The sequence below is a fragment of the Nitrosophilus alvini genome (genome assembly GCF_015100395.1).
Taxonomy (GTDB): Bacteria; Campylobacterota; Campylobacteria; order Campylobacterales; family Nitratiruptoraceae; genus Nitrosophilus; species Nitrosophilus alvini.
In genome coordinates, this window is the sequence record NZ_AP022847.1 from 1548521 (window position 1) to 1561129 (window position 12609).

The window sequence follows — 12609 nt, forward strand, 5'->3', positions numbered from 1 at the left end:
TATAGTGAGCAGCCGGGTGAAGCTTTTTACTCCGTCTTGACATTTGATTTGTTCGATTTGCTGAATGTTATCAAATCTTCTGTGGTTTTAATCGATTTTGGAATATTTTTTAGACTCAATTCCAAAACTTTTAGCGCCGTAAGAGCATCTGCATATGCTCTGTGACTGACCAAAGTATTGATTCCAAGACTTTCATTTAGAAACTCTAGGCCGTATCGTTCACTTTTTATCGTTCTTCTGGCAAGATCTATCGTACAAAGTTTTCTGTTGGCAAGTTTTCCCAAACCTACCTCATTGAGTTTATCCGATAAGAAGTTATAGTCGAAAGTTACATTATGAGCTACAAAAACAGCATCTCCCAGAAATTCTTTAAACTGTCTGAGTATCTCTTTTTGCTGCGGCGCATACATCAAATCTTCGATAGTTATCCCGGTAAGTTTGGTTATGTAGTCAGGCAACTCTTTTGTGTAGACAAAACTCTCAAACCTATCCGTAATTTTACCGTTTTTATATTTTATTGCCCCTATCTCAATCACCTGTGAATTGTGCGATTTGCTCCCGTTTGTCTCGATATCGACTATGCAAAACTCCTGCTCGTTGTAATGAGTGGATGCTGTTTTTAAATACACAAACCCCTCTTTTTCATAAATAGGCATTCCTCTTGCAACAATAGTCTGATAAAGAAGTTCGCTGTCTTCAAACATACCGTAAAGAGCATTTAAAATATGTAGAAAATCATCACGTTTAACAGGACCGTTTTTCAGTTTCTGTACAATTTTTTCCAATTTTTTCATCAATATCTATAAAGTCCTTTCGCTTTTTCGATAAACTCTTTTACTTTTTTTATATCTTTTTTCCCTTTTTGCATCTCTACTCCACTGCTCACATCTACACCGTAAAAGCCATACTTTTTTACTTCTTCAATATTTTCTGGAGTCAAGCCTCCCGCGAGAATTATTTTGGAACAGTCCAAATTCTCAAACCACTCCAGATTTAGCCTTTTACCGCTTCCTCCGTACTGCTCGCAATATGCATCTACTAGTCGGTATTCCTCACTAAACCTCAATAAATCCTCTTTTGCTTTTGCTCTGATTACTCTTATATATTTGGTTTCCAGAGAGCGGTAGAGATCTTCGGAAGCGTCAAAATGTATCTGTGCAAGAGACATTTTTGTATACCTGCAGACAGTATCTATATGAACGGCATCACAATTTACGAAAAGACCCACTCTTTCTATAAAAGGGGGAAGCATTGATACAATCTCAAGAGCTTTTTGGGGCTCTATAAAACGAGGTGATTTTTTGTAAAAAACAAAACCGAGTGCGTCTGCTCCGGCTTTTACAGCAGCCAAAGCATCTTCAATGTTTGTAATTCCGCAGATTTTTACTCTCAAAACTTCTCTTTCAGACTCTAAGTGATTCTATTGCCGCTTTTCTGTCGCTGTGTTTAAAAATATAGCTTCCGGCAACAACAATATCAATTCCGGCATCTTTGAGGTCTTTGACATTTTTGTCGTTCACACCCCCATCCACTTCTATCAGACACTTCGGATTTCTTTTTTCACAAAGCTCTTTGAGTTCTTTTGCCTTTTCCAAAACATTCGGTATAAACTTCTGTCCGCCAAAACCCGGATTTACACTCATAAGCAAAACCATATCAACATCTTCTATAAGATACTCTATAAGCTTCGGGGTAGTTCCAGGATTTAGAACAAGTGCCGGTCTGATACCGCTGTTTCTTATTTTTTGTATAAGTCTATGTGGATGTTTCTCTTCTTCTATATGAAAAGAGATAAATTCCGGCTTAAAAGGTGCAAACAGATCCACAAAAAATGTATTGTTTTCTACCATAAGATGGATATCAAGAGGTTTTGTGGCACTCTTGGCAACAGACTCCACAACCACCGGCCCGATCGTGAGATTTGGAACAAAATGGCCATCCATCACATCAACATGAACATAATCACACCCTAAGACGCAGATATCTTCAACCTCTTTGGCAAGATTTCCGAAATCCGCAGACAATATACTTGGGGCTACAAGCATAAACAGATCCTTCGGTATCTTATAGATACATATAAAATAAATTATGTTATTATATCAAAAACCTGAGTGCCCTTATATATTGTTATCAATCAGGTTTTAATCGATTTTAAGCTTTGTTTTATTATAATTCAGGGCTAAATTAAAAGAGAAGGTGAAAAAAATGGCTAGAAAATGTGCTGTAACCGGAAAAGGTCCTATGAGTGGAAATAATGTAAGCCATGCAAATAATAAAACCAAAAGAAGATTTCTCCCGAACCTGAGAACCGTAAGAATCACACTTCCTGACGGTACAAGAAAAAAGATAAAAGTTGCTGCTTCTACGCTTAGAACCATGAAGAAAAAATCGTAACCCCTCTATGGGGGTTATCCCTTGAAACTCATAAAAAAACTTCAAAAACTTCTCCACTGGGAACGAGCTACAAAACCCGAAATAGACCTGAGTGCTGAACTATATGAACATTTAAAACCTTTCAGACTGCCTGTAATACTACTGATACTGACTATGCTGATAGGTTCTATGGGCTACATGCTTATAGACGACTTCTCGTTGATGGATGCAATATATCAGACAGGCATTACATTTACGACAGTGGGTTTTGGCGAAATATCTCCCATATCAGGACCCGGAAGAATATTTACAATCAATCTGATTATTGCCGGATTTGTCATATTTACTTTTTCCGTAGGTATACTTGTAAACGAAATAGACAAAGGGGAACTGTTTAAAATAATCAAGGAGCGAAGGATGCTATATAAAATCGCAACACTTAAAAAACATCTGGTTATCTGTTATCATAACGAGTATACAATACAACTCTCAAGAGTGCTTAGAGAGAGCAATATCCCCTTTGTTGTCATAGATCCCCGTCCTGATCTGGAAAAAATTGCCAAAAAACACAAATACCCCTATTTTGTCCAGGAAGAGCCCCACACTGAAGTCGCTCTTTTGAAATCCCATCTCTCAAGCGCAAAAGGAGTCATCAGTCTTTCAAAAAATATAGCAGACAATATCGCTCAAATTGCTTCCGTCAGACTCTTTGAAAAAGAGATAGGAAGAAGGAGCCCCTACCTCATCATATGTAATGCCGAAACCCTTTCCGATATGGAAAAACTTAAAAAACTTGGAGCCGACAACGTAGTGGCTCCCGCAAAACTTACAGCCCAAAGAATAAGCGCTATGGCTATAAGACCCGATATGGAAAATATCCTGGAAGAGTTTTTGTATAAAAAAGATACGCCGCTGGACCTTGAAGAGATATATGTACCCAAATACAGCTGGATGGTTCTTAAAAAACTCAAAGACACTCATTTGAGAGATATAGCAAATGTAAGTGTGGTAGGTATAAGAGAAAAAGACGGCAAATTTATACCTATGCCAAAAGGCGATACCATTATAAACAGTGAGAGCAAACTTCTGGTAATAGGGACTTCAAAAGGTATCTCTTTGACAAAGAGACTTGCCAGACTAGCCGTAAAACCGGAAGAGCTCAAATACGTATAGAAGGATTTATATGTTTGAAATATATCCGGTCAATGGAGGGATATCAGCCGTAAACGGATTTTATTGCGACGGAGTCAGCGCCGGACTTAAACCTGAAGGAGAACTTGATATCGGTTTTATCTACTCTGACAGACTCTGCAGTATCAGTACGGTTTTTACACAAAACAGATTTCAGGCTGCTCCGATAAAACATTTTCTACAAAATAGTATAAAAAAAACAAATTTTATACTTGTCAATTCTAAAAACGCCAATGCAATGACAGGCGAAGTAGGAATATCTGATATTGAAGAGATTCTAGCCTTTGCAAAAGATAACTTTCCTGATATTCAAAATCCGGTAATGAGTTCAACCGGTGTCATAGGCGTAAGACTACCCAAAGCGAAGATAAAGAACAGCATCTCAAAATTTGATATAAAAAATCGTAACGGTGAAAATTTTGCAAAAGCCATTATGACAACTGACACATTTCCAAAAAGTCTGGCATTCAAAATTGTTCTGGAGGACAACAGAAGTTTCACTATTGCAGGCGCCGCCAAAGGAGCAGGAATGATAAACCCTTCTTTGGCAACAATGCTCTGTTTTATAGTAACTGATGCAAACATACCCAAAGCCGATATGGACGATCTGCTCAAAAAAAATCTCGACTATTCATTCAATGCCATAAGTGTGGACGGAGATACATCAACTAACGATACTGTAATGCTTTTGTCAAACCAAAAAAGTGACGCATATGATAAAGAGGCTTTTGGTGAAGCATTGAGGTTATTGATGCACAATCTTGCTTTGATGATAGTAAAAGATGGTGAAGGTGCAAAAAAGGTTGCAGGCTTTTTGGTAACCGGCGCAAAAAACGATACGGAGGCAAAAATAGCGGCAAAGGCTCTGAGTAACTCTTTGTTGGTAAAGACAGCACTATTCGGAGAAGACCCGAATTGGGGCAGAATCGCCTCTACAATAGGAGCAAGCGGCGTAGAGTGTGATGAAAAAAGACTCGTGATATCTTTCGAAGATATTACCGTTTATGACAAAGGAGATATTCTTTTTACTCCTGAAATTGAAGAAAAAGCTCATAAAATAATGAAAAAAGAGCAGTTTACCATCAAATGTGACCTGGGTTTAGGAAATGGCAGCTTTAAATCGTATGGATGCGATCTTGGGTATGAATATGTAAAGATAAATGCAGAGTACAGAACATAAGTGCTTTGAAAGTGGTTTTTGCCTATAATTAGATTGTGACAACTAATGGATATAAAAAAATTAAAAGGAGAATGAAATGTTGGAAGAATACAAAGATATAGTTGAAAAACTTATGGCTGAGAATCCTCATTTTGCGGCAGTTGTCGAGAAGCATGACGAACTTGATAAACTGATTACAGAAGTTGAAGAAGGCAGAGAGCATATGGAAGATTTAGAGTTGGAAAAACTGAAAAAAGAGAAACTAAGACTCAAAGATGAAGCCTATGCAATGATACTGGAGTATAAAAAGAAAATGACTCAATAAAATCCATACAGCAGGGTTGCCCCCTGCTTTTCAGCCCTCTTCGGCAAATCTACCTCTGCTCATAAGTTTTTCATATCTTAAATCCAGACGCTCTTTTGAAGAGAGTTTCGATAACTCTTGAACATTTTTAAGAAAATACTCTTTCAAAGCTTTTGCGGCTCCGATTTTATCCCTGTGAGCACCTATTAGAGGCTCATCTACAATATCATCAATAAGTCCCAGTTTGAGCAGGTCTTCCGAGGTAATTTTAAGTGCTTTTGTTGCCTGTTCAACTTTTGAAGGATCGTTCCAGAGTATTGCTGCACACCCTTCTGGCGATATTACACTAAATACGGAATATCGCATCATTGCCAGCTTGTCTGCAACGCCTATGGCCAATGCGCCACCGCTTCCACCTTCACCTATAACAACTGAGACAGTTACCGTATCAAGTTGGCTCAGTTCAAAAAGATTTCTCGCTATCGCCTCACTCTGCCCTCTCTCTTCTGCACCGATGCCAGGATAAGCTCCAGGAGTGTCTATCAGCATAAGAACAGGGATTTTGAACTTCTCTGCAAGCTTGGCCGCACGCAATGCTTTTCTATATCCTTCCGGATGAGGCATACCGAAATTTCTTTTGAGTTTATTTTTAGTTCCTCTGCCTTTCTGCTCTCCGATAAGCAGAGTTCTTTGCCCATCTATGTATCCAAGATAGCAGATAATGGCAGGATCGTCACGATAGCACCGGTCCCCGTGTATCTCATATGCATTTTCCATCAGAAGTTTCACATAGTCGAGTGCATATGGCCTGTCCGGATGTCTGGCAAGCTGGAGTTTCTGATAATCGGAAAGGTTTTTATACGTTTTGGAAACCTCTTTCTCAAGCTCTTTTTTCAATATCTGGACAGCATGCAAATCGCCTCTAGCTCTGGCTGCTTCAATCTGTTCTTCAATCTGTTTGATTTTTTGCTCAAACTCCAAATAGGTTGCCAAATTTACGCCTTACACTTTTTTAAATATTACAACACCGTTCGTGCCGCCAAAACCAAATGAGTTACTCATAACGATATCGAGTTTCGTTTCCCTGGCAACATTCGGAACATAATCAAGATCACAGTCTGGATCCGGAGTTTCATAGTTAATTGTTGGAGGTATGATACCTTTTTGCATCGCCATAATTGAGATAACAGCTTCAATTGCACCTGCCGCTCCAAGGCAATGGGCAACCTGTCCTTTTGTAGAACTGACAGGAGGACAGTTCTCTTTTCCTCCGAAAAGTTTTTTCAAAGCCATCGTTTCATACATATCATTATACTTTGTGCTTGTCCCATGTGCGTTTACATAATCGATTTTAGGCCTACCAGCCATATCAAATGCCGCTTTCATTGCTCTGTATGCACCTTCGCCTTCTGGAGCCGGCGTTGTTATATGGTTCGCATCGCCACTTTCGCCAAAACCTATGAGTTCCGCATATATTTTCGCCCCTCTTTTTTTGGCACTCTCATACTCTTCAAGCACCAAAGCACCGGAACCTTCTCCCATAACAAAACCGTTTCTGTCTGCATCAAAAGGTCTGGAGGCTTTTTTTGGATCCTCATTTCTGGTCGAAAGTGCTTTCATTGCTGCAAAACCCCCTATGCCTATCGGACAGATTGCCGCTTCGGCACCTACAACAAGCATTCTGTCGGCACCTCCGAGTATAATCGTTTTGGCTGCTTCCGTTATCGCATGAGTTCCTGCCGCACAAGCGGTTACGGAAGATAAGTTCGGACCCTTAAGGTCATGCTCAATCGATACAAAACCGCCAAGCATATTAACAAGTGCGGAAGGGATAAAAAAAGGACTTATTCTTCTTGGGCCTCTTTCGTGACAAATAACAGCATTTCTTTCTATATTCGCCAGTCCGCCGATACCGGAAGCTGAACTGATACCGAACTTTTCTCTCTCCACATTTTCATCAATCCCGGCATCTTCCATGGCCTCTTGTGCCGCCTTGATGCCAAGCTGGATAAATCTATCAGCTTTTTTCACTTCTTTGGGATCCATAAAAGTTTTAGGGTCAAAATTCTTTACCTCGGCAGCAATCTTAACAGTCTGATCGGATGGATCAAAAAGAGAAATTCTTTCGATGCCACATTTTCCCTCAATGATAGCCTCAAAAGAATTTTCTTTGTCATGGCCAAGAGAGTTTATCATACCAAGTCCAGTTACAACAACCCTTCTCACACTTTCTCCTTAAGATTTTTTTACAAAAGCGGCACAGAATGTACCGCTTGAGAATATTTTTATTTATGCTCTTCTATATATTTGATAGCATCGCCAACAGTTTGAATTTTTTCAGCATCTTCATCAGGAATTTCAATACCGAATTTTTCTTCAAGTGCCATTACAAGCTCAACAACATCAAGGCTGTCTGCACCCAAATCTTCAACAAACTTGGAATCTTCTTTTACTTCATCCGGGTTGGCGTTGAGCTGCTCTACCACAACCTCTTTAACTTCATCGAAAAGTGCCATCTCTGTCTCCTTTAAAAATTTTAAATCAAGCAATTTTATCAAAAAAAGATTAAATAATAAGTAAAAAGCCCAATAGCCTTTTCTTACATATACATTCCGCCATTTACTTTTATAGTTTCGCCAGTTATATAATTTGCTCCGTCGCTTAGCAAAAATGCTACAGTCTGAGCCACCTCTTCAGGCTTTCCGAATCTTTTGAGGGGAATTTTTGAAATATAAGCCTCTTTTATCTCATCTTTCAGTTCTTCTGTCATATCTGTCTGTATAAACCCAGGTGTAATAGCATTAAATCTCACACCTCTTGGAGCCCCTTCAAGGGCAAAACTTTTTGTCATAGAAAGCATTCCCCCTTTACTCGCACTGTAGTTTACCTGACCGGCATTTCCTGTTTCCGCAACGATGGAAGAGATATTTACAACCGAGCCGAATCTTTTTTTGCTCATTACTTTCAGTGCTTCTCTGCACCCTATAAATGCAGAAGTTAGATTTGCTCTGATTACATTTTCAAAATCTTCTACTTTCATTCTTATAGCAAGTTTGTCGTTTGTAATTCCTGCATTGTTAACAAGATATGAAAGTTCACCGTCACTCTCTATTATCGTTTTTACCGCATCAACAAACGCTTTTTCATCACTTGCGTCAAATCCTATTACAGCCGCCAAGCCGCCCTTTTCTTCTATCTCGGCTTTCAGTTCGTCAGCCTTGGCAGCACTGCTTTTGTAATTTATCCAGACTTTAAGGCCGTAGGCAGCAAGAACTCTTGCGATATCAGCACCTATCCCTCTACTCGCTCCGGTAATCAAAACATTTTTTCCGCTAAATGTCATAATGCTCCCTTTTTAAAGTGATATAGTTTCAAAATTAACAGTGACAAATTGATGGCTGAGCAAGAAAAAATTCTATCTTCTCTTCACTTTGTCACTCTGTCACATCTCAAACCAACGGTTCGTCCATTTCGCTCGGAATTTCGAGTCCCATAAGTTTCAAAACAGTAGGTGCGATATTGCTAAGCCCGCCATCTTTTACTTTTTTGACACCCGGGGCCATAACAAAACACCATACTTCACCTACGGTATGATTTGTAAGTATATTTCCCTCTTCATCTCTCATCTTTTCACAGTTGCCGTGATCACTCGTAAGAACGAGTCTGTAATCTTTCTCTTTTGCTTTGTCTATTATCCCCCAAAGCTCCTTATCGACCGCTTCAACCGCTTTTACAGCAGCCTCAAAATCTCCGGTATGCCCTACCATATCTCCGTTTGCAAAATTTACCACTATAAACTCATACTCCTCATCCATTGCTTTTCTGACAACCTCGCCTACTTCGGGAGCACTCATTTCAGGTTTCATATCATATGTCCTTACCCGTGGGCTGGGTATCAGCACTCTCGTCTCATTTTCATACGGCTCTTCGGTTCCTCCGTTGAAAAAGAAAGTTACGTGCGCATACTTCTCAGTCTCGGCTGTATGAAACTGATTTAACCCCGCTTTGCTGATAACTTCTGATAGTGTATTTTTGGGCACCTCTTTTCTGAACATAACAGGATAAGGAAAAGTTTCATCATATTCGACTATTGTTGCGATATTGATTTTGACAGGTTTTCTTTCAAACTCTTTAAAATCAGGACTGCCTATCGCGGTTACAATCTCTCTCATTCTATCACTTCTGAAATTTATAAACAGTACGCCGTCTCCGTCTTCAAAACCGTTATACCATTCAAATGCGACAGGCTCTATAAATTCGTCGGTTACTCCTTTTTCATACTGACTGTCTATATACTCTAAAGGTGAAAGCGACGTTTTGGGCAGAGCTTCGGCAATTGCTCTGTAGCCTTTTTCAACTCTCTCCCATCTTTTATCCCTGTCCATCGTATAAAATCTGCCGCTTACGGTTGCAATTTTTACATTTTTAGATTTTTGGGATTCTAATTGTTCGATATATTTTTTTGCAGAAGTTGGACTTACATCTCTTCCATCCGTAATCGTATGCAAAACCACCTCGTCTTTATATTTTGCCGCTAAATTTGAAATACCTATCATATGCTCTATATGAGAGTGAACCCCTCCGTCGCTCATAAGGCCTATTATATGCACTCGTTTAGACTTTTTAAGCAGATTTTGAAACACTTCGTTTTTTTCAAGCGTTCCCTCTTTCAAAGCCAAAGATATCTTTACAAGGTCCTGGTACAAAATCCTGCCGCTGCCTATCGTCATATGGCCAACTTCGCTGTTTCCCATCTGTCCTTCCGGGAGTCCCACACTCATTCCATATGTTTTGACAAGCGAATAGGGAACATTGTCAAAAAGATATTTATAAGCCTTTTTCTCAGCTGTTGCAAATGCATTGTATCTTTTGTCGGGGTTATAGCCTATTCCGTCGGTTATCACCAAAATTGCTTTATTTATACCTTTCATAATTATCCCCTCTTGTTAACAAAAAAATCAGTGAAATTTTAGTATCATTTCTCTTTTATTAATATATATTAACACAATTAGATACGGGAGATTTATGCTTTACTGGCTATATGAAATTTTTGGGATAAATCTTTTTCAATATATCACGGTCAGAGCAGGCATAGGTTTTTTTATAGCCTTTTTTCTGACGATTTTTCTTATGCCCCGTTTTATAAAATGGGCAAAGCAAAAAAAAGCTAGCCAGCCTATCTATTCTCTCGCTCCAAAAAATCATCAGCAAAAAGCAGACACCCCTACAATGGGGGGACTTGTATTTTTGACCTCAACTATCATAGCAACTTTTATAGCAGCAAAACTTGACAATCTTTTCGTGATAATAGGACTTGCCACTATTGTACTGTTCGGTCTTATAGGTATCAAAGACGATATGTCCAAAATTATCAAAAGAGAGAACAGATCCGGCCTCAGCGCAAAAGCAAAAATAATGTTGCAGATTATAGTGGCATTTGCCATTTCCTGGTTTCTTTTTGCAGTTACCAATCTAGACAGTTATCTCTACATTCCTTTTTACAAATACCCTCTACTGGATATGGGATATTTTTCTATATTTTTTTGGATGCTAGTCATCGTATCCGCAACCAACGCTGTGAACCTTACTGACGGTCTTGACGGTCTTGCCACAGTCCCTTCCATCTTTGCTCTTGCATCTTTGTCTATCATAGTTTACATTACGGGACACGCCGTTTTGAGCGAATATCTACTTTTGCCAAAGGTCAGCGGTACAGGAGAAGTTACCATCATAAGCGCATCTTTGGCGGGAGCTCTTATAGGTTTTTTATGGTACAACTGCCATCCTGCAGAAGTTTTCATGGGAGACAGCGGAAGTCTCTCTATAGGGGCTTTCATAGGATATATGGCAATAATTTCAAAAAGTGAGATACTGCTGATTCTGATAGGATTGGTATTTGTTATAGAGGCTCTGTCAGTTATCATCCAGGTAGCAAGTTTCAAAATGAGAGGAAAAAGAGTATTTCTTATGGCTCCGATACATCACCATTTTGAAGAGAAAAATTGGAAAGAGAGTAAAATAATAGTCAGGTTTTGGATAATAGCACTGATTTCAAATATAATAGCACTGATTACGTTGAAAATCAGGTAGCGGGAAGGTAGAAGGTGAAGCAAAAAGGCAAAAAAGAGAAAAAAACGAAGAAAATCGGCTCAACTTTACAACCTTTTTACCTTCACAACTCTCTCCCCTTAACTCTTTTCGGCCACGGAAAGACCACAAAAGCGATCGCCGAAAGGATTGCAAAAGCTATTTTTTTTGACGACAGCGCCGAAAAACCTTATGTAGACGAAAACGGATTTGAAGTATACCCTGCAAATTTATTTGACCCTGACAAATCTTCTTTGGAGATACCAAGTCCAGGAATCCCTCCTTCAAATCCATTGATAAAAAAAGCAAAAAACCTGATCAGCGAATACGATCTATTTCTCGCTCCGCCCTTCGCCCTTCATCCTTCACCATTAACCGTCTGGATAAGCGGAACAAACGGGAAAACAACAACAACCGCAATGACAGAGCACCTTTTAAGTTCATACGGTGCCCAAAGCGGAGGAAATATAGGCACTCCTCTTGCAAAACTTGATACCCGCTCAAAAATCTGGATTCTTGAGACAAGCTCTTTTACCCTCCACTATACAAAATTTGCAAAACCGGACATATACATACTTCTTCCCGTAAAACCGGACCATATCTCATGGCACGGAAGTTTTGAAAATTATGAGCGATCCAAACTCAAACCGCTTTCAATGATGAAAGAGGGAGATATCTGCATCATCCCATCGAAATACTCCTCCGTAAAAACAGACGCATTAAAAATAACATACGACTCGGCAGAATCTTTGGCAAAAAAAATGGATATCGACACTTCGAAAATCGGCTTCAAGGGTGCTTTTTTGCTTGACGCTCTGCTGGCTCTGTCGGTTTCCAAAATACTTTTCGATAAAACAGATTATGAAAAAATAAACAAATTTTCCATCGGGGCACACAGGCAGGAAATTTTTACCGATAAAAGGGGCAGGATTTGGTTAGATGACTCAAAAGCGACCAATCCCGATGCCACCATCGAGGCTCTTAAAGTATATAGCGACAAAAAAATACACCTCATCCTAGGTGGAGATGCAAAAGGAGCCGATCCGGGAGAGCTTTTCAAATATATGAAAAATCTTGATATAAAAATCTATCTGATAGGTGCTAGTACAGATGAGTTTTATGGTCTATGCAAGCGATATAAAATCGAATGTATAAAATGCGAAATTTTGGATATAGCCGTACAGGAAATTGATAAAAAACATACAGAAAAAAGTGTCGCTCTTCTATCTCCTGCCGCTGCAAGCCTTGATCAGTTTTCTTCATATAAAGAAAGAGGCGAAAAATTTAAAAAATTAGTTTTGAATTTAAGCTGAAATTTAAGCATTATCATCTATAATTTCAACTCAACTTCCCCGGCCAGATAGCTCAGTTGGTAGAGCAAGGGACTGAAAATCCCTGTGTCCCCAGTTCGATTCTGGGTCTGGCCACCACTTCCAAAAAAGCACAGCAGTTTCTGCATAATATTTTATCTTTTTTTTATAAATCCGTACTATAA

General features: G+C 39.2%; 14 protein-coding genes and 1 tRNA gene. 7 read left to right on the forward strand and 8 right to left on the reverse strand.

All coding sequences use genetic code 11. The features are described from left to right. Positions 1 to 26 precede the first annotated feature (26 nt). The 3 genes from EPR_RS07875 to rpe are packed head-to-tail and all read right to left on the reverse strand — an operon-like array spanning position 27 to position 2045. A complete protein-coding gene (locus EPR_RS07875) occupies positions 27 to 794 on the reverse strand; it encodes a 3'-5' exonuclease (protein WP_200762678.1) in 768 nt (255 codons plus the stop codon). After that, on the reverse strand, positions 794 to 1393 hold the full coding sequence (locus EPR_RS07880) for a phosphoribosylanthranilate isomerase (protein WP_200762679.1): 600 nt from the start codon (positions 1391 to 1393) through the stop codon (positions 794 to 796). Before EPR_RS07880 ends, EPR_RS07875 begins: the two co-directional genes overlap by 1 nt. A 10-nt stretch (positions 1394 to 1403) precedes the next feature. Continuing rightward, entirely contained in the window at positions 1404 to 2045 is a 642-nt protein-coding gene (gene rpe, locus EPR_RS07885) for a ribulose-phosphate 3-epimerase (protein ID WP_200762680.1), read from the reverse strand. A 160-nt stretch (positions 2046 to 2205) separates the two neighbouring features. Here rpe and rpmB point away from each other — a divergent pair, with 160 nt between their 5' ends. From rpmB to EPR_RS07905, 4 genes are all read left to right on the forward strand, one after another. Beyond that, the gene (rpmB, locus tag EPR_RS07890) at positions 2206 to 2394 is read left to right on the forward strand and encodes a 50S ribosomal protein L28 (RefSeq protein ID WP_200762681.1); all 189 of its coding nucleotides are present in this window, start codon (positions 2206 to 2208) and stop codon (positions 2392 to 2394) included. Positions 2395 to 2415: 21 nt separating this feature from the next. Then, positions 2416 to 3546, forward strand: coding sequence for a potassium channel family protein (locus tag EPR_RS07895; protein ID WP_200762682.1), 1131 nt, complete (start codon positions 2416 to 2418; stop codon positions 3544 to 3546). Positions 3547 to 3556: 10 nt separating this feature from the next. Beyond that, complete coding sequence (gene argJ / locus EPR_RS07900) at positions 3557 to 4744, forward strand: bifunctional glutamate N-acetyltransferase/amino-acid acetyltransferase ArgJ (protein ID WP_200762683.1); 1188 nt, start codon at positions 3557 to 3559, stop codon at positions 4742 to 4744. A gap of 76 nt (positions 4745 to 4820) precedes the next feature. Next, positions 4821 to 5048 carry an HP1242/YdcH family protein gene (locus EPR_RS07905; RefSeq protein ID WP_200762684.1) on the forward strand — a complete coding sequence of 76 codons (228 nt, stop codon included), beginning with the start codon at positions 4821 to 4823 and terminating at the stop codon, positions 5046 to 5048. Between the two features lie 30 nt (positions 5049 to 5078). On the opposite strand, the gene accA is transcribed toward EPR_RS07905, so the two are convergent. The 5 genes from accA to gpmI all read right to left on the reverse strand — a co-directional run bounded on the left by accA (position 5079) and on the right by gpmI (position 9958). Beyond that, entirely contained in the window at positions 5079 to 6020 is a 942-nt protein-coding gene (gene accA, locus EPR_RS07910) for an acetyl-CoA carboxylase carboxyl transferase subunit alpha (protein ID WP_200762685.1), read from the reverse strand. A 9-nt stretch (positions 6021 to 6029) separates the two neighbouring features. After that, entirely contained in the window at positions 6030 to 7253 is a 1224-nt protein-coding gene (locus EPR_RS07915; RefSeq protein ID WP_200762686.1) for a beta-ketoacyl-ACP synthase II, read from the reverse strand. Positions 7254 to 7312: 59 nt separating this feature from the next. Beyond that, on the reverse strand, positions 7313 to 7543 hold the full coding sequence (acpP, locus tag EPR_RS07920; RefSeq protein WP_200762687.1) for an acyl carrier protein: 231 nt from the start codon (positions 7541 to 7543) through the stop codon (positions 7313 to 7315). Between the two features lie 83 nt (positions 7544 to 7626). Beyond that, positions 7627 to 8370, reverse strand: a complete 744-nt coding sequence (gene fabG, locus EPR_RS07925; RefSeq protein WP_200762688.1) for a 3-oxoacyl-ACP reductase FabG — start codon at positions 8368 to 8370, stop codon at positions 7627 to 7629. Between the two features lie 106 nt (positions 8371 to 8476). Then, entirely contained in the window at positions 8477 to 9958 is a 1482-nt protein-coding gene (gpmI, locus tag EPR_RS07930) for a 2,3-bisphosphoglycerate-independent phosphoglycerate mutase (RefSeq protein ID WP_200762689.1), read from the reverse strand. A 94-nt stretch (positions 9959 to 10052) separates the two neighbouring features. Here gpmI and mraY point away from each other — a divergent pair, with 94 nt between their 5' ends. The 3 genes from mraY to EPR_RS07945 all read left to right on the forward strand — a co-directional run bounded on the left by mraY (position 10053) and on the right by EPR_RS07945 (position 12544). Next, entirely contained in the window at positions 10053 to 11117 is a 1065-nt protein-coding gene (gene mraY, locus EPR_RS07935; protein WP_200762690.1) for a phospho-N-acetylmuramoyl-pentapeptide-transferase, read from the forward strand. A 53-nt stretch (positions 11118 to 11170) separates the two neighbouring features. Continuing rightward, positions 11171 to 12427, forward strand: coding sequence for a UDP-N-acetylmuramoyl-L-alanine--D-glutamate ligase (gene murD / locus EPR_RS07940; RefSeq protein WP_200764213.1), 1257 nt, complete (start codon positions 11171 to 11173; stop codon positions 12425 to 12427). Between the two features lie 41 nt (positions 12428 to 12468). Next, a tRNA-Phe gene (locus EPR_RS07945) sits at positions 12469 to 12544 on the forward strand. Positions 12545 to 12609 lie beyond the last annotated feature (65 nt).